Here is a 25,873-nt window from a genome sequence, read left to right on the forward strand (position 1 = left end):
AATCAAGGGTTATTTAGAATCACTTTTGATGCATATTACTTCTAAATGGTTAATTGCACTTTCGAAGTAGGGATATTTATTACTCTCTTCTAAATCTTTACTTGTTAGGGCTTTGTCACTAGAGCATTTTCCACTTATAAACTTATTATTCTCGGCTTTAATTAAGGCTAGTAGTTTTCCATCTTTTGTGTAGAGTTTTATATCCCCATTTACGCTATCGTTTTTAAATGGTATTTCTGCCCGAAGCTTCCCATTTTCATAATGATACTCTTTTTCTATACCTTCTCTTTTACCATTTTTATATGGCATTTCTACCCAAAGATTCCCATTTGCATAATATCCTCTCTCTACGCAACCGCTTATTTTGTCTGCTTCGCTTTCGCATTCTTTTAGCGTATCTGCACTTTTAAGGCATATTCTTTGTAAATAATTAATTGTTTTGCTAATATTATTAAATATATAAATCTCTTCCAAAGCTTTGTCTGTTAAAACTTTATCATTAAAGCATTTTCCACTTATAAACTTGTCGTTTTGTGCGTTTATTGTAGCTAGTAGCTTTTTATCTTCTGTGTAGAATCTCATATCCCCATGCAATATATCATTTAAAACTGATGCTTCTAGAATCAAGTTTCCATTGTCATCATATGTTTTTGTTGTGCCATTTACTTCACGGTTTTTATATGGCACTTCTTTCACAAGATTCCCATTTTCATTATACAACTTTTCTATGCCTTCTCTTTTGTCATTTTTAAATGGTGTTTCACTTGCTAACTTCCCTTTCTCATAATACTCTTTTGCTATGCCATCTACTTTGCCATTTTTATATGGTGTTTCTATCCAAATATTCACACTTGAATCATATTTTTTTTCTATGCAACCGCTTATTTTATCCGCTTCGGTTTTGCATTCTTTTAGTGTATCTGCATGTAAGATAGAAAATGAGAGAAAACCTATAAACACACTTTTTAGCAACATAACTGCCCTTTTAAATTAAGATAAAGATTCGGTATTTTACAAAATATTTATAAGATATAAAAACAATTTAGTATATCTATCCATAAGTCTATGTGATAGAATCTCTTAAATCTACACACATTCCAAACGCACAGGGATATTATGCTGTGTTAAAAAATGCTTTAGAGATTCTATCTCTACTTCTTTATAGTGAAAGATACTTGCAGCAAGCACAGCATCAACGCCTATTTCAAATGCTTCTAAAATATGCTCCATAGACCCCGCTCCACCACTTGCGATAAGCGGTAAATCACAACACTCCATAGCAATCTTTAGCTTTTCTATATCAAATCCAGCCTTTGTGCCATCGCTATCCATACTTGTTAATAGAATCTCACCAGCCCCCCTTTTCTCCACTTCTTGTAGCCATGTCTGCATATCTAGTCCGCTATCATGCCGCCCACCATGTGTGAAAACGCCAATACTTCCATTCTCTCTTCTTTTCACATCAATGGCGATGACAATACATTGAGACCCAAACTTCTTAGCACTTTCATTTATAAAGTCTGGATTCTTAATCGCTGAAGAGTTAAGGCTAACCTTATCACAACCTGCATCTAAGAGATTGCTAATATCTTCTAGTGTGCTAATGCCCCCGCCAATAGTTAGCGGGATAAAGACCTCTTTAGCAATAAATTCTATAACCTTTAGCGTTGCTTTGCGTCCTTCAAAAGAAGCGTTAATATCTAAAAATACAAGCTCATCAGCACCACAATCATTATATCTTTTTGCTACTTCAAGTGGATCTCCCGCATCTTTTAGGGCTACAAAATTCACACCTTTTACAACTCTTCCATCTTTAATATCAAGGCATGGAATAATCCTTTTTGCTAAATTTGTCATAATATCCCCTTTACTTAACATAGAAAAATCGTTATAATTTCACTGAAAAATAATATTAAAGTCATAAGTTTAGCTAATTATTTACAAGATAAAGTCAGTCAAAATATGAAATGAGTTTAAGGCTATGCCCTTAAGATATAGCTACATATAAACAAAACAGAAAATGGGAGACATAATGCAAGATACATTAGAATCTTACATTACAGAATCTAGAATCAATGTAGATTCTAGAACTTATAAAACTAAAAGCTTAGATAAAAAAGCGACATTAAAACAGCATGAAAAAAGCAAAACGCACTTTCATCATAAAAAGAGTTTAGGACAACATTTTTTACATGATTCTGTAATACTTGATAGAATCTTCCAATCCATTCCCCACGATATTGCCGCAGAGATTGATAAAAGCGTGCGATTAATCGAAGTGGGGATTGGCTTGGGCGATTTAACCAAAAGACTTTTAAGCAAATATAGCCTTTTAGCGTATGAAATCGATTATGATTTAATCACACAGGCAGAGAAAAACTATCATCATGAGATAGAGACAAATAGATTGCAACTTGTGCAAGCTGATGTGCTAAAAGTGCGACATAATGATTCTTATTTGCTTAGTAGTGATTACTTTTTGGTCTCAAATCTCCCCTATTATATTGCAACTGCGATTATTTTGCAAGCCTTAAAGGATACGCATTGCAAGGGATTTCTTGTAATGACACAAAAAGAAGTGGCACAGAAATTTTGTGCGAAACAAAAGGATAGCACATATTGTAGCCTTAGCCTTTTAGCACAATCTTTTGGCGATATATCCTATCTTTTTTCTGTGCCAAAAGAAGCGTTTAATCCACCACCAAAAGTGGAGTCAGCAGTATTTTGCTTTAAACGCGGGAAGTGTCACTACACGCAAGATTTAGAATCTTTGCTGCATTTTGCATTCCTTGCACCGCGTAAAAAACTCTTTTCAAATCTTATGCAATATGATAAATTGAGAGATAAGGCAATGCTAAAACATATCTTTCAAACCATGCAATTAGATGAGAATGTAAGAGCACATGAAGTAGGCTTACAAGAATATTGCGATATGTTGCATATATATAATGCTATGAAAAAGGATAAACAATGAATGAACAAAATAAGAGTGAAGAACAAGTAAATGTGTCAAATGATATGCTAAATAAAGAGCAAAAAAGACGCACAAGACAGGAACACACAGACACACAAAAAGGCGAAAGACATAACACACATGCAAGAAAGCCTCGCCCTAAAAATCCCGCACATGCCCTAGAAGATTCCAATAAAAGAGAAGATTCTAATATGCGTTCTGTAAATGAGCATAAAAAGCGAAACTTTAAACCGCAATTTAAAAACGAGCATACAAAAGATTCTAACACAGAGAATAGAAAATGGGTAGGCGAAAATAAACATGCCATGCGACAAAAAAGAGAGAGATATGAAGAAGAGAAACATGAAGATGGCACAAGAAAGATAAAAACCACAAATGAAAAAGGGAATCTCTCTTTTCACAAAGACTTAAAAAAAGGTGTTGAAGCAAATACAAAGATTCAAAAAGGCTCACTCAATCCACACCACAAACTAAACCTCAACACAAATGCAAAAGTGCGTATCACACCACTTGGTGGGCTTGGCGAAATCGGTGGCAATATGACTATTATTGAGACTGAAAAAAGTGCGATTGTCATTGATATTGGCATGAGTTTTCCAGATGAGAGTATGCCCGGTGTTGATATTTTGATACCAGATTTTCACTATATTCAAAGTATTAAAAATAAGATTGCAGCCGTTGTGATTACACACGCACATGAAGACCATATTGGAGCTGTGCCTTACTTTTACAAGCAGTTTCAGTTTCCACTCTATGGCACACCACTTGCATTAGGGCTTGTTGGCAATAAGTTTGAAGAACATGGCTTGAAGCAATATAAATCATTATTTCACATTGTAGAAAAAAGAAGTCCGGTAAGAATTGGGGATTTTGAGATTGAGTGGATTCATATCACACATAGCATTATTGATAGTTCTGCCCTTGCGATCCGCACAGAAGCAGGGGTTATTATGCACACAGGTGATTTTAAGATAGACCATACTCCAATTGATAATCTCCCCACAGATTTACACAGACTAGCACATTATGGCGAAGAGGGGGTAATGCTGCTTTTAAGTGATTCTACAAATTCTCATAAAAGCGGTGTAACTCCAAGTGAAGCAAGTGTAGGACCAACTTTTGATAATCTCTTTAAAAATGCCACAGGCAGAGTGATTATGAGTACCTTTAGCTCAAACATACACAGAGTGTATCAGGCTATCTCGTATGGTTTGAAATATAATCGCAAAGTCGCAGTTATAGGTCGCTCAATGGAGAAAAACCTAGATATTGCAAGGGAGTTAGGCTACATTGATCTACCAAGCAATGTATTTATTGAAGCACATGAAGTATTACAATATCCAGATGAAGAGGTGCTAATCGTAACGACAGGCAGTCAGGGCGAAACCATGAGTGCATTATATCGCATGGCAACTGATGAGCATAGACACATTAAAATCAAGCCAACAGACATGGTGATTCTATCAGCAAAGGCTATCCCGGGAAATGAGGGCAGTGTATCAGCAGTCATTAATCTCATTATGAAAGCAGGGGCAAAAGTCGCCTATCAAGATTTCAGCGAAATCCATGTAAGCGGACATGCCGCCCAAGAAGAACAAAAGCTCATGCTAAGATTAATTAAACCTAAGTTTTTCCTACCAGTGCATGGTGAATACAATCATATCGCAAAGCATAAACAAACTGCTATTGCTTGTGGTGTGCTAGAAAAAAATATTTATCTTATGGAAGATGGCGATCAAATCGAAGTCAATCCAAACTACATGCGTAAAGTAAAATCTGTGCGAACAGGCAAAAGCTTTGTGGATAATCAAGCAAATAGACAGATTGAAAATGATGTGATAAATGAGCGAAATCTCCTTGCAAATGATGGAATCTTTATTCTAACCTTGCGTATGGATATGCAAAAAAGAAAGATTCTAGAAAACAGAATCAATGTCTTTGGAATCTTAGGACAGAAAGAAGAGGCAGAGTTAGCAAAGTTTATTATGGATAATATCAATATGCACTTTAGCAATGCAAAACCGACTATCTTTAAAGATGCAAAAAGTTTAGAGAATGATTTATTTAGCGTGTTAAGAAAATTGCTTTTCAAACGCTTTAAAAAATATCCAGCGATATTGGTAAATGTCTTAATCGATGGCGAAGTGCGACAAAAAATGACACAAAATGCCCCACATAAAGGACATGATATGCTAGATACACACTTAGAATCTATTGTGAGTGAGACTATCAATGAAAATGAAGGGAATCTTTAAGTGTGTATAATATTTACATAGGATCAGTTTGCATGGACTTAGGTTTGCAAATAAGATAACTCTTCACGCAATCTTTTTGAAACCTATAATCTAAACGATAAATTTAGTCTTATTGCAATGAGATTCTATAACAAACTAACATTAAGTCAATTTGCATATCAATCTGTTGGCATAGATATTTCTTAACAATAGAGATCGTTTATCAATTTAAAAACTAGCATATAAGTCCTTTATTGTTGAATATTGACTATAATCAACACTATATTTAGTTTTACATGCGTTATCTTATTTTAAGGGTTTAGAAATGAATCATTGCAAATATGCCGTAAGGTTGCCATTAGGGTTACTGCCATTATGTTGGCTATTTGGCATTATGCTATCATACACATGCTATGCCAATCAAACTTCACTCAAAAAGAATATACAAGCCAAAGACTACATAACGCAATCTGATTACATAACCGCACAAAACCTAGATTCTAAAAACGCAAAAAATACAAGCAAAAACATAAGCATTTATGACGCATGGCAAGATGTATTACGCAATAATCAAGGCATAAAAGCACAATATCTCAACACGCAAAATATGGAAAAACTAAATCTAGCAGCAAAGCTATCATACTTGCCACAAATTGATTTAAATGCCTTGTATCTTCATCTTGGCAATAAAGTCCAAATCGATCTCATTCATGATAGAAATCAGTATAATAAAGTATTACAAGACGCACAGATTCTAGCAGGACAATCCGGTCAAATAGGGCAAATGGGTGGGCAGCTTGTCTCACTTTTGCAATTCTATGGCACACCTATCACGCTTTTAGAGCAAGATGTTGTCGTTGGTGCATTAAATATTTTATATCCGCTCTATACCGGTGGTGCTAGGTACTATGGTAATAAACTTGCTAAAGTTGCCCTAAAAGATTCCTATCAAGCTTTAAGACTGAAAGAGTTAGCTACTTTTGAAGAATTAGTAACAATCTATTATAGCGTTGTGCTTGCAAAAGAAACCCTTAATGCCTTACAATCCACAGAAGAAAGCACATTAAAGCATTATGAAAATTCAAAAAAACTTCACAGACTAGGGCAAATCGCAGACATTGAGCTACTCGGCGCACAAGTAGCCTATGATAAGGCTAAAAATCAAAGAAGAAGCGCAGAAAATGCCCTTGATATAGCAAATTTTACGCTTGATAGCATTTTACAAACAACAGATTCTAATCCAACTTCACTTCTAGCCATAAATCCAAACTTAGAGTTAAAATCATTTGAATACTACAAAGAAGCGACACTTAAAACCTATCCTGCATTACAAATTGCACATAATAAAATCACTATGGCAGATTACACAAAGCGATTAGAACTTGGTAGATTCACTCCAAAAATCGGTGCTTTTGCATCTTTTATGGTAACTGATAATAGGTCAAAAATGGAGCAAATGATGCCAAATTGGTATGCAGGGGTTGCAGCTAGATGGACGCTACTTAGCCCACAAGGCAGACTGCAAAAATATCAAGGTGCAAAGATTATGCAAATGCAAGCAAGCGCACTTGAGATAGAGGCTGTGCAGAAAATGGAGCTACTTGTAAAAACAACTTATAAGCAAATAAAGCTATATAAAGAGAGTTATGAATCCCTTGATTCTAGCATTGCTCTTGCAAAAGAGAACTTGCGATTAAAAGAGAGGGCATTCTCTCAAGGGCTTGTTACAAATGATTCTGTAGTAGATGCAAGGAATGCACTCGATTCTGTCATAGTCGAGCAAAAAGGTGTAGCCTATAAAATGATTATCGCATTTGCAAAATTGCAAGCATTAAGTGGCGATCTTGACACATTTTTTGCAATACAAAAATAGGGAGAAAATATGCTACAAGAGATTCTAAAAGATAAGAAAAAGTTAGCTTCTGTTGTGTTTATTGTCGTTGCGTTTGCACTCATTATAATATGGCTTGTTGGCACATTTTATCGTGCCTATCTTCCTAAAAAGCAGATTTTTCAAGGGCAAATAAGCGCAAAAGAATATAGTGTCAGCTCAAAGCTTGCAGGAAGAATTGATGAAATTTTAGTGCATAAGGGCGATGTAGTAAAAAAAGGTGATGTAGTCTTTACTATTAAAAGCCCAGAATTAGAAGCAAAACTCACACAAGCCCAAGCAGGATATGAAGCAGCAAAGGCATTAAATGAGGAGGTGCATAGTGGCACGCGTAATGAAACCATAGAATCTGCAAAAGATGTATGGCAAGCCGCAAGCGCGCAAGCAAAACTAGCAGAAAAAACCTATAAGAGAATCCAGCAGCTATACAATGAAGGCGTGATGAGTTTGCAAAGGCGAGATGAAGCATTTGCAGCCTATCAAAGTGCAAAATATAATGAAAGCACAACATATCAACAATATAAACTTGCCTTAAGCGGCACACGAGATGAAGCAAAAAAGGCAGCCCTAGAGAAAGAAAAAGCAGCATTAGGGCAGGTCCAAGAGGTAGAAGCCTATGTAAAAGACATTGAGGCGTTTGCACCAGCAGATGGTGAAGTGAGTAATATTTTAGTGCATAGTGGAGAGTTAGCCCCGAGTGGTTTTCCTGTTGTTATGCTGCTTGATTTAAATGATTCTTGGTTGCGTTTAAGTGTCGATGAGAATCATTTGCAAAGATTCCAGAAAGGGAATACCTTTAAGGGTTTTATACCCGCATTAAATAAAGAAGTGGAATTTCGCGTTACCTATATCGCTGCAATGGGCGATTTTGCCACATGGAAAGCAACAGCTAGCACACAAAACTATGATATGAAAACATTTGAGATAGAAGCCCGCCCAACACAAAAAGTAGATGGTTTGCGTGTAGGTATGAGTGTGCTTGTGGATAGTGAATAAAGTCTAAGATGAGATTTATTGTGCTTTATCACCCCTAGAATTCTATATAACTTATAAAACAAGTTTCATCTAAGTCTTTATGAGTTGCTACATAGCATGGATGGTGAGATTTTCTTGTGGCTTAATTTTCAATATGGTGTCATGACAACTATATAGCCATATTACATAGATTACCTATTGTAAAATAACATTATATAACTTATTTTCTACATAAATGTTAGATTATAATTTTCCTCTTAGTTTTTTAGACAACCTATTTAATCGTCTAAAAAATGTTTTATTTAACTTCTTATTTAATCTCTCGATCTCTAGCTGACAATCGCTCATATATCCATAAATGAAAGGATGGACCAAGTGCATCGGCTTTGGCGTGATTTTATAGCCTAATGCCTCAAAGATTTCTGCTTTACCCTTATGAACATACAACATTATGTTTTGTCTATACCAATGTGCAATTTTTGTATTTTCCCACACCTTTGGACGCACAATATCGAAACACACATAGTCATACTTTTTAAAAATGTCTGCCCAATAGGCTGGTGGTTGCTCATTGACATGATGTGTGCCACCTTGATGGGGAATTGCTGCGGAAAAAAGAATAATATCAGATAGGGAAGTTAGGGTACGAACAAAATTTTCTGCATATTCTGCGTATAAATGCTCGGCAACCTCTAAGGATTGTGCGATACTAAAGGGTTTGCCCCCCCCCCCATTGTGTCTAAGCGTATCGCTATTTGTGTCATTTGTATTTTGCGTATTAGTTTTAATATCTGCATTTTTACAATGCTCTAAAACCTCGCTTACTATCGCATTAGAATCTGCAGTCAAATCTATTCTATGAAAAAAATTGTATGGAATGAAAAAGCGTTCGCCCTCCACACTATTGCCATCAATACCACAAATGCTAATATTGCCATATTTTTCCTGCCATGCCCTAAGCCATGTGCCAACACCACAACCAACATCAATGACACTCGTTACACCATCGCTTAAGTTCGGCAATAACTCTGCAATAGAATCAAGTGTTGCTTTTGCAGATTTGTAACTCTCATTTCCTTGATCGCCATACCACTCTGCATTATAGGTTGCCATCATCTCGACACTACTCATTTTGTTATCCATATTCTTTTCCCCTAATAAATACGCGTTACGCTGCTTGGCTAAGCTTTTTTACCGCACTATTTAGTCGGCTTACTTTTCGTGCGGCTGTGTTTTTCTTTAAGATTCCCTTGCTTACAAACTTGTGGATCTCTTTGTTTGCGATTTTGAAAGCTTCATTTGCTTTGTCAAGGTCTTTACTTGCTACTGCTTCACGCACTGCTTTTGTGATGTTTTTAAGTCGTGTGCGATAATATCTATTGCGTTCTGTCCTTTTCTCTGTTTGACGAATGCGTTTTTCTGCTGACTTATGATTTGCCATGTTTTTCCTTTTAAATAAAATAACAAAAATTAAAAGCCTTAATTTTAACATAAAATCTTTAAAGTATGTTAAAATTTTATGATTTATTGCATTAAGGAAAGAAGTATATGAAGATTTTTGGCACAGATGGCGTGAGGGGTAAGGCTGGTGTGGATATTACCGCTATGGTTGCGTTGCGGCTTGGCATTGCTGCTGGATTGTATTTCCAAAGAGATTCTATTGGGAATAGAATCCTTGTTGGCAAGGATACAAGGCGAAGCGGCTATATGGTTGAAAATGCGCTTGTATCCGGGCTTACTGCCGTTGGTATGGATGTGATACAAGTAGGTCCTATGCCAACACCCGCTATTGCGTTTTTGACTGAAGATATGCGTTGTGATGCGGGCATTATGATTAGTGCTAGTCATAATCCCTACTTTGATAATGGCATTAAATTCTTTGATAAATATGGCTTTAAACTCGATGAGACAAAAGAGCAAGAGATAGAATCTTTATATCATAGCAAGGATTTAGAGAGACATTATAAAATCGGCACAGAGATTGGCGCAAGTAAAAGGATTGATGATGTGATAGGTCGCTATATCGTGCATATTAAGAACTCTTTTCCTAAGCATTTAACTTTGCAAGGGGTAAGAATCGTGCTTGATTGTGCGAATGGTGCGGCATATAAGGTCGCCCCTAGCGTGTTTGAAGAGCTTGGTGCTGATGTGATTGTGCTAAGTGATTCTCCAAATGGCTCAAATATTAATGAAAACTGCGGGGCAATGCACCCAAATGTATTAGCCGATGAGGTAAAAAGGCTTCGTGCGGATATTGGCTTTGGGCTTGATGGTGATGCGGATAGATTGATAGTGATTGATAATGAAGGTAATTTAATCGATGGAGATAAGCTAATCGGGGCATTAGCTCTCTATCAAAAAAAGAAAAAATTGCTACATAATAATGGCATAGTAGCGACACTTATGAGTAATATCGCGCTAGAGACTTTCTTAAGAGTGCATGATATTAAGCTAGAGCGATGCAATGTCGGCGATAAATATGTATTACAAGCAATGCTTAAATGTGGCTTTAACTTTGGTGGGGAACAAAGCGGACATATCATCTTTTCAGACTTTGCAAAAACGGGTGATGGCTTAGTCTCTGCCCTGCAAGTAGCAGCCCTTGTGTTAGAGAGCAACAAAACAAGTAAAGATGCACTAAATCCATTTGCCCTTGCACCACAAAAGCAAAGTAATCTTCAAATAAAGCAAAAATTACCACTAGATTCCATACAAGGCTTAAATGAGATTCTAAAAGAGATAGAATCTCATAAAATCCGCCATCTAGTCCGCTACTCTGGCACAGAGAATAAAATCCGCATTCTACTTGAGGGCAATGATGAAGCAAAACTTGAATCTTATAATGCTAAGTTGCAAGAACTTTTTCTAAAAACTCTATGCTAAAGCATGTCAAAACAAGGAAGCATAATGTCTAGGCTTTTAATATCTCTATTTTTTACATTTTTTTCTATTGCACTAGCCGCTACAAAAGACAATAAACTTGCAACAGATTCTACTAACTTAGCCTGTTTTAAGGAACAATGCAAAGGCGGTATTTGTATCTATATATGTAATATTAGCGACATTGATTTTAATCGTTATATTATAGAATCTAGTGAGATTGAATACGCTTATGCTACATGGCTAGAGCTTACAAAAATGGAGTATTTACCGCAGACTTTACCAAATGAAAACTATGAATATACAGATGAACAAACCACTATAAAATACGCTTGGAAAACTAAAGATAGACTAGAGATTGGCTTTTATGAAAGAGAGAATCTTGTAGGCAGTCTGCATATCTATAAAAGTGATAAATTTATTGTAATTGATGATGGGTTGCACTCTATTATAAATTATTAGGAAATCTCATGCTTAAAACACCGCTTGTTATCATGCCACACTCTCTCACACAATATGCAACTATGTCTTATGATACACATGGCGGGAATATCACGGGTGATGATATAGAATCTATCAAGCATATTTTAGAGACTGATACAAAAGAGCTACTCATTTTTATCGGTGGATTCTGTGATACTTATTATAAAGTTGTATGGAGGGCATTTTGTGAGAGCTTGTTTTCACAAAGAAAAAAAGAGAAGCAATATAGTATGCTTTATATGAGTTTTAATTGCTATGCTTTTTTACTTGATTTTCTACCAAAGTTAAGTAAGGCTGGATACAGCATTTCTGTGATAGCGCATAGCTGGGGTGCGAAAAATATCTTGCGTTGCTGTTTAGATTCTAATGCGATTTATTTAAAGAATCTTATAACACTTGATTGTGTAGGACACTTTAAAATCACTCATCGTCCAAAACATATACAATCTTGGGAAAATATCTATATCGTTAATCATTTCGAACACTACAATCGTGCAAATATCGCCGCTATAATCGGTGGTGCAAAACAAGAAATCATCTATGCAGATATAAACACAGGTGTAGCCCCACCAGCCCATCATGCAAGCGTGCCTACAATGCTACATAATGCCAAACTCATAAGATTGTGGTGATGATTACTCTCAAACATATTGCTTAAGCTAGAAACTAAGTCATGAACGCAGACTGCATTTGCTTGTGTTCATCAAGATTTCAGTAAAAACGACAAATTCTAGTAATTGTCGTGTTGATCGAAGCAAAATATCCAATATAAAATCTTAAAAAAAATCGACTTCGTCTCAAAATAACAAAACTCCAGATTCTGCGTGAAACATTTGCTTTCACTTAACATGACAAATTTTCATATTGCAATCTAGTTCTCGCATAGTTATTCTATCCAACAACCCTGCTTTTTATTTATTCTGCTCTTACCTATGTTTTGAATGCTTGTTTAAGTGCTAAAATTTTGATAGATGATCTTTATGCCAAATTTCAACTCTATATTGTTTTTGGAATACTTTTTGTTTGCACAAGGGCAAGACTTTATGTCTTTTCTTGTTTTGTATCTGCAACTTTTGTTGCAGATTCTTAACTCCGAAACTTCGTTAATAAAATCTTTCACAATATTTATTTCATAAGACTTTATCTTTTTGTATTAATTAGATTTTGCTACAATATCGATTCTTTTTACTTTTTATGACCCTTTCATCTAGAGGCCAAGGATACCGCCCTTTCACGGCGGTAACGAAGGTTCAAATCCTTCAAGGGTCGCCATTCTTTAGAATCTACTTTATTTTATAATTAAGATTTATTTAACAATTATCAGCGTATATTCAATTCCTGAAGTAGATTTTCATAATAATATATGAAAAATCTTTAAATTTATAGGATATTAAGCTTTTGAAAAACTAAAAAATAAGATTAAAATGATTGTCTGTATAATAAATCATGAAAGAAACTAACTGAATGATTTTGAAGTGTATCTAAAGATTCCATAGCATAACGATAAATATAAGTGTCATTTGGAAAATATCAAAACCGCCTTTATACCTTAATTTGACAATATCCCTAAATATATAAGCAAAAATATTATTCAAAAAGAATAAGGTAAGAAACACGGAAAATCCATATTGTTTGCAATACAGGCATTTAGCAATAATGCTAACCTAATACTGCAATTTAGCAACATGAATTTATTTTAGACTATTTCTTAGTCTGATTTTGGTTGGGATTCATTTGCTTCCCTCTATTGCCTTGAGCTTGTGCAAATTGCTTATTTACACCCGATGTTCCCTTTGTTTGCATTCTGCTGATTTGCAGCATTATCTTGAGGGCTTATTTTTTTATCACTCATAACAAATCCTTTCATAAAAATTTAGTATATAATGCTATGTGCGCATAATACAAAAAAACGATTTGTCAAGAGTTTTTATGTGATCTACTGATAAATTTTCAATTTGAAAGCTTTTATATGTAGATTATCGTTTATACAACTTATACAACAAGATTTAATTGTAGCTAAATTTTCACCATTAAATCGCACAATATTGCAGTAAAAAACAATTATGAAAAAGTTAAAATAATATAGTAATTTTGAAGTTTTGAGATTGAATCTAAACTTATGAGTTTAGATTCTATAAGTGTAATTATGATAAGCTAAATGGATAGCAAAGCGGGATTAGCTACTGCGTTTATCCATGATTTCTTTAGCGATATTGCTAGGCACTTCGCCATAGTGATCAAATTCCATCGTATAAGTGCCTCTACCCTGTGTAGCTGAACGCAAATCAGTAGAATAGCCAAACATTTCAGCAAGTGGCACGAACGCATTAACGATTTTTAACCCCATTCTATCGTCCATAGAGTTAATCTGTCCTCTTCTGCGGTTTAAATCGCCGATAACATCGCCCATATACTCTTCTGGCACTTCAACTTCCACTTTCATCATAGGCTCTAATAATACCGCATTTGCCTTGCGACAAGCATCTTTAAATGCCATAGATCCAGCAATCTTAAATGCCATTTCGCTTGAATCTACTTCGTGGTAGCTTCCATCATAAAGCGTTACTTTACAATCTACCACTGGATAGCCTGCTAACACACCATTTTGCATTGCTTCTTGGATACCCTTATCAACGGCTGGGATATATTCTTTTGGGATCACACCACCGCTAATCTCATTTACAAATTCATAACCACTGCCCGCCTCTTTTGGCTCTAGCTTAATATGCACATGTCCGTATTGCCCACGACCACCTGACTGCTTGGCGTATTTACATTCTTGTGTAACACTGCTGCGAATAGTCTCCCTAAAGGCAACTTGTGGCTGTCCAACTTCTGCTTCAACGCGGAATTCTCGCTTTAGTCTATCCACAATGATTTCAAGATGCAATTCGCCCATACCGCCTATAAGTGTTTGCCCTGTTTCTTCCTGTGTGCTTACCCTAAAGCTTGGGTCTTCTTCTGCAAGCTTACCAAGTGCTACTGCCATTTTCTCTTGATCTGCTTTTGTCTTTGGCTCAACTGCGATATGTATAACAGGTTCTGGGAACTCCATACGCTCTAGAATCACGGGCTTTTTATCATCACAAAGTGTATCTCCAGTTAGCGTCTCTTTTAAACCAACAAAGGCACAAATCTCACCGGCATAGACTTCTTTAATATCTTCTCTCTTATTAGAGTGCATTTTTAAAAGTCGCCCTACCCTTTCCTTTTTGCCTTTTGTAGAGTTATACACATAGCTACCAGATTCTAACTTACCGCGATATACACGCACGAATGTAAGCTGTCCAACAAAAGGGTCTGTCATAATCTTAAATGCAAGTCCTGCAAATTCGCCATCATCGCTAGATTCTACAAGCACCTCTTCTTCTGTTTTTGGCTCAATGCCCTTAATTTCTGCAACTTCTGTTGGTGCGGGGAGATAATCAACGACTGCATCAAGCAATGTTTGCACACCTTTGTTTTTAAAGCTTGAACCACAAAGCATAGGGATAAGGCTCATATTATGGCAACCCATTTTAATGCCTTTTTTAATCTCTGCTTCACTTAGCTCTTCGCCACCTAGATATTTTTCCATTAAAGCTTCATCTTGCTCGGCTGCAGATTCCACAAGCTTTTCTCTATATTCATTTGCTTTATCCATTAAATCTGCTGGAATCTCTTCTATATCGTATTTTGCACCCATAGATTCATCATTCCACACGATAGCTTTCATTAATACTAAATCAACTACACCTTTGAAAGAATCTTCCGCACCGATAGGAATGCAGATTGGCACAGGATTAGCCTTTAGTCGCTCTTTGATTTGTGATTCTACATTATAGAAATTCGCACCGATTCTATCCATTTTATTCACAAATACCATACGCGGCACGCCATATTTATTTGCTTGTCGCCACACGGTTTCACTTTGGGGCTGCACACCACCGACAGAACAAAACACAGCCACAGCACCATCAAGCACACGCATAGACCTCTCTACTTCAATTGTAAAATCGACATGTCCGGGAGTGTCGATGAGATTAATTTGATGATCTTTCCAAAAGCAAGTAGTCGCCGCAGAAGTAATAGTGATACCTCTCTCTTTTTCTTGCTCCATCCAGTCCATTGTCGCAGCACCATCATGCACTTCGCCAATCTTATGGCTTACACCTGTGTAGAATAAGATTCTCTCTGAAGTTGTCGTTTTTCCAGCATCAATATGTGCGGCAATACCGATATTGCGTATTTTATTTAAAGGGGTTTTTCTAGCCATTTATTATCCTTAAACTACCAGCGATAATGTGCAAACGCTTTGTTTGCTTCTGCCATTTTATGCACATCTTCTTTTTTCTTAAATGCCGCACCTTTATCACTTGCTGCGTCCATAAGTTCATTTGCTAAACGCTCTATCATTGTGCGTTCATTGCGTTTTCTTGTAGCTTCTAAAAGCCAACGGATAGAAAGGCTTTGTTGTCTTTCTGGTCGCACTTCTACTGGCACTTGATAGGTTGCCCCACCTACTCTTCTGCTTCTTACTTCCACAAGCGGACGGATATTTGCTAATGCTTTTTCAAAGACTTCAATGCCTTTTTCACCGCTTTTTTCTTCGATTCTATTAAAAGCTGCATAAATAATCTTTTCTGCTACGCTTCTTTTACCATCATACATCATTTTATTGATAAACTTTGTTACAACCTTATTGCCATATATTGGATCGCCCAAAACTTCTCTAACGGGGGCTTTTCTTCTTCTCATTGAATCACTGCTCCTTATACTTCAAAATTATTTTTTAGCATCTTTTGCTTTTTTAGCACCATATTTACTGCGTGAAACAGATCGCTTTGCAACACCTGCAGTATCAAGCGCACCGCGGATAATATGATATTTAACACCCGGTAAGTCTCTTACCCTGCCACCACGCACTAATACAATAGAGTGCTCTTGTAAGTTATGACCAATACCCGGTATATAACTAATCACTTCAAACTTGCTTGTAAGTCGCACTTTAGCTACTTTTCTAATCGCTGAGTTTGGCTTCTTTGGTGTTGTAGTATAAACTCTTGTGCAAACACCTCTTCTTTGAGGACACTCTACTAACGCTGGCGACTTTGTCTTTTTGACAACCTTTTTTCTTTCCTTGCGAATCAACTGATTAAACGTTGGCACACATCCATCCTTATAATAAAATTTACAAAATTTTTGGCTATTATACTTAAAAAATGTTTAGATTAAACTTAGGAATTATCCTTATTGTGTCTAATCATCACTTTTTTATTCTTATATAAGCCCGTTCCTACTGGAATCATACGACCCAAAACAACATTTTCTTTCAAGTCTTCTAAGAAATCCTTTTTCGCAGAGATACTTGCCTCTGTAAGCACTTTCGTAGTTTCTTGGAAAGAAGCTGCTGAAATGATAGAATCGCTACTGATTGCAGCACGAGTAATACCAAGCAATACAGGCTCTGCAATAGCAGGATTACCGCCCATTTTTAGCATTCTTTCATTCTCTTCTTTGAAATGCCTACGGCTAACAAGATCTCCTTCAATGAATTTCGTATCTCCGCTATCAAGCACTTTGAAATAGCGAAGCATTTGAGATAAAATAACCTCGATATGCTTATCAGCAATGCTAACACCTTGTCGGCGATAAACTTGTTGCACTTCACCTACAACATATTTATGCAACTCTTTTTCACCATTGATTCTTAAGATATCATGACTGCTTATCGTTCCATCACTCAGCATTTCACCTGCATGCACAAATTCACCCTCACGCACTAGAATCTGCTTTGACTTATCAATGAGATATTCAGTCTGTCTGCCATCATCTGCTGTGATGACAACTCTTTCTTTACCGCGTATTGCCCTACCAAAGCTTACATGTCCATCAATCTCTGCTAACACTGCAATATCTTTTGGCTTTCTTGCTTCAAACAATTCAGAAACACGAGGCAAACCACCTGTAATATCTTTTGATTTCGCTGTTGCTTTTGGCACTTTCGCTAACACATCAGCAACCTCAACTTTTTCTCCATCGCTTACAAGCAATACGCTTTTTGGCTCAAGATTATAGGTAGTCTCTTTACCTTTAGAATCTAGCACAACAATCGCAGGTTTATAGCCTTGCGGGATATACTCTTGGACTGTGAGTGATTTGATATGCGTTTTTTCATCTTCTTTTTCAATCACGGTTGTGCCTGCTACTACATCATTAAAGCGTATTGTTCCAGCTTGTTCTGCAATCACAAGTGTATTGTAAGCATCCCATGAAGCAACAACTGCATCTTTATCATTATTTTTATTTGCAATGCGTGTCTTCTTTGTTACTTCCGCATTATCTTTAGTCTCAATCTTTGAGCCTCTTGCGATATAGTGTCTGCATGCTTCTCTATCATTAGAATCTGCAATCACTGCAAAAATGCCTTTTTCTTTCACAACCATGCCAACACTTACATCATGGTATCGCTCTAATTCATCAGATACAAGGCGATAATACTTCACAACACCATCGGCATTTGCATATATATCTTGTGAAACCGGCTCATTATCTTGTATATGCAATTCACTCGCATAAGGGATACGATTGCCTACATTCCAACCATCTTTAATAACATCTGCGATACTATCTCCGGCTTTTACTTTATAGCCTGTATCATGCGGGATATAGATTTTACCCTCAATCTCGCCAATAACACCTGCTAATTCCCTTTGGGCTGCAATATCAGCCTTACCTAACTCATAAGTCTTCTGCTCTTTTGCACCTTTTAGGACTAAGATGATTCTATCATGTGCGGTTTCAACTTGCAATTCACCATCAAAAGGTGCTTTAATCTTTGGCTCAACAAGCAATACAGAAGCATTTCTTCTATTTGCGATAATATTTTTACCCTCTCTATTTTTATGGGTTTTAATATTATAGTAGCGGATAAAGCCTTCTTTATTTGCAACAATTTGATTTTCCTCTTGACTTCTACTTGCTGTCCCACCGACATGGAATGTTCGTAGTGTAAGCTGTGTTCCGGGCTCACCAATAGATTGAGCAGCAATAACACCAACAGAATCTCCAGTGATACTCATTTTGCCTTCACCAAGATTTAGTCCATAACATTTCGCACATATACCACGCGGTGCTTTACATGTGATAGGGGTGCGGATATTTACTGCACGCACACCTGCGTTTTTAATCTGTTCTGCAATCTCTTCTGTGATGAGTTTGCCCTCTTGCACTAGCACTTCTTTTGAGATTCCATCATGCACTTCAGCAGCGGTTACTCTACCTACAATACGCTCTTGCAATGTCTCAATCATCTCATTACCAACGGCAATGTCAGTAAGCTCAACTCCCTCATGTGTGCCACAATCTTCCATTGTGATTTTCACATTTTGACTGACATCAATAAGCTTTCTTGTAAGGTAACCAGCATTTGCGGTTTTAAGCGCTGTATCTGCTAGACCTTTTCTTGCTCCGTGTGTTGAAGTAAAGTATTCAAGCACATTCAAGCCCTCTTTAAAGTTTGAGATAATAGGCGTTTCAATAATGCTACCATCAGGCTTTGCCATAAGACCACGCATCGCAGATAGCTGTCTAATCTGTGTCGCACTACCTCTAGCACCAGAATCTGCCATCATATAGATAGGGTTAAATCCGCCCCTATCTTTCTCTACAATCTCCATCATCTCTTTTGCCATTTTATCATTTGTTTCTGTCCAAACATCGATGATTTTATTATAGCGTTCTTGTATAGTCAAAGCACCTTGTTCTGCTTGAGACTGAATCTCACGCACACGCTCTTTAGATTCTGTAATCATTTTAGTTTTAGAATCTGGGATAATAATATCTGCTGCGGCAATAGAAATACCTGCTTTTGTCGCATATTTAAATCCTAAATCCTTTAGATTGTCAAGGAATACTGCTGTGCCGCCGATACCGCTTTCTTTATATACGCAGTCAATAAGATTTGATATATCTTTCTTTTTCAAAACGCGATTCCATAAATGTGGCGATACAAAGCTTGGTAAAATAGAACGCAATACCATTCTACCCGCAGTAGTTGTAATTACATGTCGTTCATGCACTACGCGTATAGTGCTGTGTATATCAAGCTCATCAAATTCCATTGCCATTGCAATCTCATTAAAGTTTGAGAAAAGCTTATGCTCACCTTTAGAATCTGGCTTCTCAAGGCTTAGATAATAAAGCCCTAAAACCATATCTTGACTTGGCACAGCGACTGGCTTACCACTTGCTGGTAGCAAAATATTTGCTGAACTTAGCATGAGAATCTTACATTCTGCAATGGCTTCTTTTGATAATGGAACATGCACCGCCATTTGGTCGCCATCAAAGTCTGCGTTAAATGCAGAACACACAAGCGGGTGCAACTGGATTGCTTTACCATCAATAAGTTTTGGGTGGAATGCTTGAATTGATTGCTTATGCAATGTCGGCGCACGATTTAGCATAACCGGATAGCCCTCAATAATCTCTTGCAAACACTCCCAAACCTCATTTGTTTTTTGGTCAATCATTTGTTTTGCGGTTTTAATAGTCTTTGCATGTCCTTTTTCTTCAAGCTTTGCAAGTAAATGCGGCTTAAATAGCTCAATAGCCATATTCTTAGGCAATCCGCATTGATCCATGCGTAAATTTGGTCCAACAACAATAACGCTTCTGCCTGAGAAATCCACTCTTTTTCCAAGTAGATTCTGACGGAATCTTCCTTGCTTTCCTTTAATAATTTCTGATAGAGATTTTAGCGGTCGCTTATTTGCACCTTTTACTGCATTTGAGTTTCTACCATTATCAAATAAGGCATCTACTGCTTCTTGCAACATTCTTTTTTCATTACGCACGATAATTTCTGGTGCATCAAGCTCCATTAATCTCTTTAATCGCAAGTTACGATTAATAACGCGGCGATACAAATCATTCACATCACTAACCGCAAACTTACCACCATCAAGGGCTACTAAAGGTCGTAAATCTGGTGGCAATACCGGCAATACGCTAAGCATCATCCACTCTGGTCTATTGCCTGATTGCAAAAAGCTTTCTACAACCTTTAGACGCTTAATATAGGTTTTCTTTTTTGCTTCAGAGTTAGTAGCAGCAATATCTGCTTTTAAAGATTCTAAAAGATTCACTAAATCTAGCTCTTCTAATAATTCCTTAACCGCTTCACCGCCCATTTGTGCTTCAAATCCTGCAAGCTCAAATCGTCCATTCAGGTTCTTAAACTGCTCTTCATTCAGCACATCATATTTCATAACTTTTTTTGTCAGCTCATTGTCATAATACGCATCACCTGCATTTTTAACAATATAAGCTTCATAGTAAAGCACTCTTTCTAAATCTTTCATTTTCACACCAAGCAATGTGCCGATACGACTAGGAAGTGAGCTTACATACCAAATATGTGCTACTGGCGTTACAAGCTCGATATGCCCCATTCTTGAGCGGCGAACTTTTGCGGTTGTAACCTCTACGCCACATTTCTCACATATCACATCTTTATAACGCCCTTTTCTATACTTACCACAATGGCATTCATAATCTCTTACTGGTCCAAAGATTTTCGTGCAGAAAAGCCCATCTCTCTCTGGTTTTAGCGTGCGGTAATTAATTGTCTCTGGTTTTTTTACTTCACCTCTACTCCATGAGCGTATTTTCTCTGGACTTGCTAAGACTATTTGGAAAGAGCTAAAATCTTTTGGTCTATCTTTTTCTTTCTCGCTAATTACTAAAGGCTCATCTTGATTCTCACCATATACATTAACATCAAGGGCTAAAGACTGTAACTCTTTTGTTAAAACATAGAAAGTTTCTGGGATTGCAGAATCTCCAATAGGATAGCCTTTTGTAATCGCTTCATATGCCTCTCTTCTACCATTTACATCATCAGACTTAATCGTAAGCATTTCTTTCAAAGTGTGTGCTGCACCATAAGCCTCTAGCGCCCATACTTCCATTTCACCAAATCGCTGCCCGCCAAAAAGCGCTTTACCACCAACTGGCTGCTGTGTTACAAGTGAGTAAGGTCCTGTGCTTCTTGCATGCACTTTTTCATCGACAAGGTGATGAAGTTTCAACATATACATATAGCCGACATTAACTCTCTCTTTGATTTTCTCACCGGTTTTACCATCATAAAGCTCAGTTTTTCCGTCCATATCTATTCTAGCCATTTCAAATAGCTTGTTGAACTTTTCTTGCGATATACCCTCAAATACTGGAATAGCAAACTTGACGCCATTGCTCCAATCTCTCGCATAAGCAAGTAAATCATCTTTACTCGCAGATTCTAGAATCTTAATAACAGAATCATCTTCATTCACAGCTTTTGCTATCTCAATCATTTTAGCTTTAAGCTCTGTGCTAAACTCATATTGAGATTTTTTCAACTCATCTTCTATTTGCTCCCCAAAACGCTTACCGATTAATCCTAAATGCACTTCTAGAATCTGCCCGATATTCATACGGCTTGGCACACCCAAAGGATTAAGGATAATATCAATTGGCTCTCCATCTTTTGTATAAGGCATATCAACTGCTGGGACAATATTACTTACAATACCTTTATTCCCATGTCGCCCCGCCATTTTATCGCCGACTTTTAGCTTTCTTTTTGTTGCAATATAGATTTTTACAAGCTTTACAACGCCATTTGGTAAAATATCATCTTTTTCTAAAATCGCAAGTTTTTCTTCATGCTCGACACCTAAAACTCGCTTTTGCTCTAAAAAGTTATTTTTAATCTGTTCATATTGATTCTGAATCTCTTTAGAATAGCTTTTAATAAGTGTATTTAATGCAAAGCGATTAATATCATCAAATTCTTTTTTAGGGATACACTCACCTTTTTTAAAGACTTTATCATTAATCTTTGCTTCAGCACTTAGTGGCTCTTTTGATAATACATAAGAGATTCTAAGCATCTCTTCTTTATTCAGCATTGTTAAACGCTCATGATGCTCAATATCTAAATCAGACTTTTCATCTTCATAGGCTTGTCTTGCTCTTGCATCTTTTTCATAGCCTTTTTTTGTAAAGATTTTTACATCTACAACATAGCCTTCCATACTTTGTGGGCAATAAAGAGATTTATTTACAACATGTCCGGCTTTTTCCCCAAAAATCGCACGCAATAATCGCTCTTCTGGTGTTGGCTTTACATCGCCTTTTGGTGTTACCTTACCAACTAGAATCATACCGCCTGTTACATAAGTCCCAATCTTTACAATACCGCTTTCATCAAGGTGGGCGATACTATCTTCTCGCACATTTGGAATATCCGCAGTAATCTCTTCAATACCATGTTTAAGCTCTCTTGCCTCTATCTCTTTTTCATATATATGCACTGAAGTAAAGGCATCATCTTTAATGATACTCTCACTTACAACAATCGCATCTTCAAAGTTATAACCATACCAAGGCATGAAAGCAACGCGGATATTTTTACCCAATGCAAGTTCGCCGCTATCCATACTCGCACCATCTGCGATAATCTGTCCAGCTTTAATCTTATCGCCTACTTTTACAATCGGTCGTTGTGTGAAGCTTGTGTTTTGATTGGTTCTCATATTTTTTTGCATTGAATAGCTATCAATATAAGCACCATTTTCATTTTCGCCAAGTATATAGATATTTTTACCATCTACTTTTTCTACGACACCACCTTGTTTTGCCTTAATAGCCGCCCAAGAATCTCTAGCAATAACGCTTTCAATACCTGTCCCAACAATAGGTGCATCTGGCTTTAATAGCGGCACAGCTTGTCGCTGCATGTTAGATCCCATAAGAGCGCGGTTAGCATCATCATGCTCTAAGAATGGAATGAGTGAAGCCGCAACACCAACAAGCATTCTAGCACTCAAATCTATCAGCTCAACATCTTCTGTTTTACGCAATGAAATCTCACCACCGCAACGAGTTTCAATCAAGCCCTCTACAATCTTATTTGTAGAATCTAGCTTTGTGCTTGCAGGGGCTATAACCTTGCCATCTTCTTGTGTTGCAGTAAGATAGACTACTTCATTTGTCGTTTTTCCATCGACCACTTTTTTATAAGGGGCTTCAATAAAGCCTAAATCATTTACTTTTGTAAAAGTTGATAGGGTATTAATAAGCCCGATATTTTGCCCTTCAGGCGTTTCAATAGGACAGATTCTACCATAATGCGTTGGATGCACATCTCTTGCTTCAAAGCCTACACGCTCTTTTACCAGACCGCCCTCGCCTAATGCGGAAAGTCGCCTTTTATGCGTAATCTCTGATAGCGGATTTGTCTGATCCATGAATTGCGATAATTGCCCACTTGCAAAAAACTCCATAATCGTGCTTGTAATCATTTTAGAGCTAATCAAATCATGTGGCATTACATTTTCAAAAGAAGTTTGTTGTGTAAGCTTATCTTTGATTGATTTTTGCATTTTAACAAGCCCTGAATGAAGCTCATTTGCAAGCAACTCGCCAATAGCCCTAATCCTTCTATTCCCTAAGTGATCCCTATCATCAATCCTGCCCTTACCATTGCGAACTTGCATAAGATATTTAACCGTTTCAATAATATCTTCATAGGTTAGCACGCTTACATAATCTGGCACTTTAAGATTTAGCTTATGATTCATTTTCATACGACCAACGCCTGTTAAATCATAACGCGAAGGATCAAAGAATAACTGCTCGATAAATTTATGTGCTACTTCCCTTGTTACAGGCTCTGCTGGACGCATAACCTTATAGATTCTAATAGCCGCTAAATCACACTCATCATCAATTTTTTCCGTTTGGCGAATGTTTTTCAAGCTTTCCATATCTGCAAGGAATGAGTTAATGATAGAGTTATCATAACCCGGTGCTGTATCATGGATAATCTTAAATTTTGTTATCTTATTATCATTTAATTTCTTTATATTCGCTTCATTTAAAGGTGAGAGTGTATCAAGTATTACTTCTCCGCTTTTGCTATCAATGACTGGTTCTGCAAGATAGGTATTCAAAAGATTTGTTGTAGAAAACTCTACTTTATCATAGCTGATATTTTGCTCGTTTAAATCTCTTATACGCTTTTTATTGAATCTTTTTCCCGCAGGTAAAACAACCTGCCCTTTTTCATTTATCAAATCATACTCAAGGCTTCCCTCAATATCATTTGGATTAAATGGAATATAGAATTTATCCTTTTTCACAGACACATCAAGCACAGGATAAAGCATTTGAATAATCTGCTGCTTACTATAGCCTAATGCTCTAAAAAGGATAGTAACAGGCATTTTTCTTCGCTTATTGATTCTTACATACATAATGTCTTTTGCATCATATTCAAAATATAGCCAAGCACCCATATTTGGAATAATTTGTCCGGTATAGATAAGCTTATTTGCTGAAGTGTTTGACTCATCTTCCTTAAAGATAACGCCCGGACTTCTATGAAGCTGATTTACCACAACTCGCTCAACCCCATTAATAATGAAAGACACCCTATCAGTCATTAATGGAATCTCACGCACATAAATAGTTTGCTCTTTAATATCCTTAACGCCTACTTGCTCACCCTTGTCATCTTTATCCCACAATACAAGGCGAATCTTAATTTTCAATGGAATAGAATATGTTAAGCCTCTTACCATTGTTTCAGCAATAGTGTATTTCTGCTTACCAAACTCACAGCCAGCATATTCCAAAGTAACACGACCAGCACTATCCTGAATAGGAAAAATAGACTTTAATACACGCTCAATCCCACTTTCTCTACTATCGTTTGAATACAAAAAAGAATCATAGCTATCCTTTTGCAGCATTAATAAGTTAGGAACATCAAGCTCTTCTTGGCTTTTTGAAAAATCAACTCTTAATCTCGTGTTTGTTAGTCGTCGTTTGCCCATATTAACCCTCTTTATCTCAAAGTTTTTTAAGAGCCAAATACTCTCTCTAGCCTACCATACCCCATAACAGAAATATGATACAATAGAGAGAACATTTATAAAATTATAAAAATGCAAAAAAGCCTATCCAAAGGCGGATAGAATCTCCGCCACAAAGATAGGCTTAAAAAGCTTACAATAGTTAGGTAAAAAGTTTTACTTCTACTTTTGCACCCGCTTCTTCAAGTTTTTTCTTAAAGTTTTCAGCGTCTTCTTTGCTTACGCCTTCTTTAAGTGTATTTGGTGTTTTCTCTGTTGCTTCTTTAGCTTCTTTTAAGCCAAGACCAGTGATTTCTCTAACAGCCTTAATAACATTGATTTTATTTGCACCCGCATCAACAAGCACAACATCAAATTCTGTTTTTTCTTCAGCTGCAGCCCCAGCACCGCCACCAGCAACTGCACCAGCTACAACCGTTGGAGCAGCACTTACACCAAATTTTTCTTCAAACGCTTTCACTAACTCTGATAACTCTAAAACCGATAAATTACCGATGTATTCTAATACATCTTCTTTTGAAATTGCCAT

The 25,873-nt window shown here is 36.8% G+C and carries 16 protein-coding genes and 1 tRNA gene; 8 read left to right on the plus strand and 9 right to left on the minus strand.

Features of this window, described 5'->3' with window-relative positions:
• Nucleotides 1-9 precede the first annotated feature (9 nt).
• On the minus strand, nt 10-975 hold the full coding sequence (locus tag XJ32_RS04145) for a toxin-antitoxin system YwqK family antitoxin (protein ID WP_077388455.1): 966 nt from the start codon (nt 973-975) through the stop codon (nt 10-12).
• Between the two features lie 111 nt (nt 976-1,086).
• Nucleotides 1,087-1,857 (minus strand): imidazole glycerol phosphate synthase subunit HisF, encoded by a 771-nt coding sequence (gene hisF / locus XJ32_RS04150; protein WP_077388456.1) that lies wholly within the window; start codon nt 1,855-1,857, stop codon nt 1,087-1,089.
• Between the two features lie 175 nt (nt 1,858-2,032).
• Between hisF and rsmA the strand changes: the two genes are divergently transcribed.
• The 4 genes from rsmA (at nt 2,033) to XJ32_RS04170 (ending at nt 8,095) form a co-directional block, all read left to right on the plus strand.
• Nucleotides 2,033-2,974, plus strand: coding sequence for a 16S rRNA (adenine(1518)-N(6)/adenine(1519)-N(6))-dimethyltransferase RsmA (gene rsmA / locus XJ32_RS04155; protein ID WP_077388457.1), 942 nt, complete (start codon nt 2,033-2,035; stop codon nt 2,972-2,974).
• On the plus strand, nt 2,971-5,229 hold the full coding sequence (locus tag XJ32_RS04160) for a ribonuclease J (RefSeq protein WP_254422479.1): 2,259 nt from the start codon (nt 2,971-2,973) through the stop codon (nt 5,227-5,229). The genes rsmA and XJ32_RS04160 overlap by 4 nt, the downstream gene beginning before the upstream one ends.
• A 304-nt stretch (nt 5,230-5,533) precedes the next feature.
• On the plus strand, nt 5,534-7,081 hold the full coding sequence (locus XJ32_RS04165) for a TolC family protein (protein WP_077388458.1): 1,548 nt from the start codon (nt 5,534-5,536) through the stop codon (nt 7,079-7,081).
• Nucleotides 7,082-7,090: 9 nt separating this feature from the next.
• Complete coding sequence (locus tag XJ32_RS04170; RefSeq protein ID WP_077388459.1) at nt 7,091-8,095, plus strand: HlyD family secretion protein; 1,005 nt, start codon at nt 7,091-7,093, stop codon at nt 8,093-8,095.
• A 222-nt stretch (nt 8,096-8,317) separates the two neighbouring features.
• On the opposite strand, the gene XJ32_RS12745 is transcribed toward XJ32_RS04170, so the two are convergent.
• Together XJ32_RS12745 and rpsT are read right to left on the minus strand one after the other, a co-directional pair.
• On the minus strand, nt 8,318-9,217 hold the full coding sequence (locus XJ32_RS12745) for a class I SAM-dependent methyltransferase (protein WP_254422480.1): 900 nt from the start codon (nt 9,215-9,217) through the stop codon (nt 8,318-8,320).
• Between the two features lie 25 nt (nt 9,218-9,242).
• Complete coding sequence (rpsT, locus tag XJ32_RS04180) at nt 9,243-9,515, minus strand: 30S ribosomal protein S20 (RefSeq protein ID WP_005217510.1); 273 nt, start codon at nt 9,513-9,515, stop codon at nt 9,243-9,245.
• 107 nt (nt 9,516-9,622) lie between these two features.
• Between rpsT and glmM the strand changes: the two genes are divergently transcribed.
• The 4 genes from glmM to XJ32_RS04200 all read left to right on the plus strand — a co-directional run bounded on the left by glmM (nt 9,623) and on the right by XJ32_RS04200 (nt 12,709).
• Complete coding sequence (glmM, locus tag XJ32_RS04185) at nt 9,623-10,957, plus strand: phosphoglucosamine mutase (RefSeq protein ID WP_077388460.1); 1,335 nt, start codon at nt 9,623-9,625, stop codon at nt 10,955-10,957.
• 24 nt (nt 10,958-10,981) lie between these two features.
• Nucleotides 10,982-11,416: a hypothetical protein gene (locus tag XJ32_RS04190; protein WP_004084496.1), complete on the plus strand. Its 435-nt coding sequence runs from the start codon at nt 10,982-10,984 to the stop codon at nt 11,414-11,416.
• Between the two features lie 8 nt (nt 11,417-11,424).
• Nucleotides 11,425-12,069, plus strand: coding sequence for a hypothetical protein (locus XJ32_RS04195; RefSeq protein WP_077388462.1), 645 nt, complete (start codon nt 11,425-11,427; stop codon nt 12,067-12,069).
• Between the two features lie 564 nt (nt 12,070-12,633).
• Nucleotides 12,634-12,709 (plus strand) — tRNA-Glu (locus XJ32_RS04200).
• 904 nt (nt 12,710-13,613) lie between these two features.
• Here XJ32_RS04200 and fusA read toward each other — a convergent pair.
• From fusA to rplL, 5 genes are all read right to left on the minus strand, one after another.
• Entirely contained in the window at nt 13,614-15,692 is a 2,079-nt protein-coding gene (gene fusA, locus XJ32_RS04205; protein ID WP_077388463.1) for an elongation factor G, read from the minus strand.
• 14 nt (nt 15,693-15,706) lie between these two features.
• Entirely contained in the window at nt 15,707-16,174 is a 468-nt protein-coding gene (gene rpsG, locus XJ32_RS04210) for a 30S ribosomal protein S7 (protein ID WP_004086489.1), read from the minus strand.
• A 27-nt stretch (nt 16,175-16,201) separates the two neighbouring features.
• Nucleotides 16,202-16,585: a 30S ribosomal protein S12 gene (gene rpsL, locus XJ32_RS04215; protein WP_077388464.1), complete on the minus strand. Its 384-nt coding sequence runs from the start codon at nt 16,583-16,585 to the stop codon at nt 16,202-16,204.
• Nucleotides 16,586-16,653: 68 nt separating this feature from the next.
• Nucleotides 16,654-25,305: a DNA-directed RNA polymerase subunit beta/beta' gene (locus XJ32_RS04220; protein ID WP_077388465.1), complete on the minus strand. Its 8,652-nt coding sequence runs from the start codon at nt 25,303-25,305 to the stop codon at nt 16,654-16,656.
• A gap of 181 nt (nt 25,306-25,486) precedes the next feature.
• Nucleotides 25,487-25,873, minus strand: a complete 387-nt coding sequence (rplL, locus tag XJ32_RS04225; protein ID WP_077388466.1) for a 50S ribosomal protein L7/L12 — start codon at nt 25,871-25,873, stop codon at nt 25,487-25,489.

Origin of the sequence: Helicobacter bilis (assembly GCF_001999985.1) — a bacterium.
Classification (GTDB): domain Bacteria; phylum Campylobacterota; class Campylobacteria; order Campylobacterales; family Helicobacteraceae; genus Helicobacter_A; species Helicobacter_A rappini.

Excerpts from the sequence above, each read along its gene's own strand:
- rpsG (WP_004086489.1), bottom strand. The coding sequence starts at position 16,174 with ATGAGAAGAAGAAAAGCCCCCGTTAGAGAAGTTTTGGGCGATCCAATA.
- rplL (WP_077388466.1), bottom strand. The coding sequence starts at position 25,873 with ATGGCAATTTCAAAAGAAGATGTATTAGAATACATCGGTAATTTATCG.
- XJ32_RS04220 (WP_077388465.1), bottom strand. The coding sequence starts at position 25,305 with ATGGGCAAACGACGACTAACAAACACGAGATTAAGAGTTGATTTTTCA.
- glmM (WP_077388460.1), top strand. The coding sequence starts at position 9,623 with ATGAAGATTTTTGGCACAGATGGCGTGAGGGGTAAGGCTGGTGTGGAT.
- rpsT (WP_005217510.1), bottom strand. The coding sequence starts at position 9,515 with ATGGCAAATCATAAGTCAGCAGAAAAACGCATTCGTCAAACAGAGAAA.
- XJ32_RS04190 (WP_004084496.1), top strand. The coding sequence starts at position 10,982 with ATGTCTAGGCTTTTAATATCTCTATTTTTTACATTTTTTTCTATTGCA.
- XJ32_RS04165 (WP_077388458.1), top strand. The coding sequence starts at position 5,534 with ATGAATCATTGCAAATATGCCGTAAGGTTGCCATTAGGGTTACTGCCA.
- XJ32_RS12745 (WP_254422480.1), bottom strand. The coding sequence starts at position 9,217 with ATGGATAACAAAATGAGTAGTGTCGAGATGATGGCAACCTATAATGCA.
- hisF (WP_077388456.1), bottom strand. The coding sequence starts at position 1,857 with ATGACAAATTTAGCAAAAAGGATTATTCCATGCCTTGATATTAAAGAT.
- rsmA (WP_077388457.1), top strand. The coding sequence starts at position 2,033 with ATGCAAGATACATTAGAATCTTACATTACAGAATCTAGAATCAATGTA.
- XJ32_RS04160 (WP_254422479.1), top strand. The coding sequence starts at position 2,971 with ATGAATGAACAAAATAAGAGTGAAGAACAAGTAAATGTGTCAAATGAT.
- XJ32_RS04170 (WP_077388459.1), top strand. The coding sequence starts at position 7,091 with ATGCTACAAGAGATTCTAAAAGATAAGAAAAAGTTAGCTTCTGTTGTG.
- XJ32_RS04145 (WP_077388455.1), bottom strand. The coding sequence starts at position 975 with ATGTTGCTAAAAAGTGTGTTTATAGGTTTTCTCTCATTTTCTATCTTA.
- fusA (WP_077388463.1), bottom strand. The coding sequence starts at position 15,692 with ATGGCTAGAAAAACCCCTTTAAATAAAATACGCAATATCGGTATTGCC.
- XJ32_RS04195 (WP_077388462.1), top strand. The coding sequence starts at position 11,425 with ATGCTTAAAACACCGCTTGTTATCATGCCACACTCTCTCACACAATAT.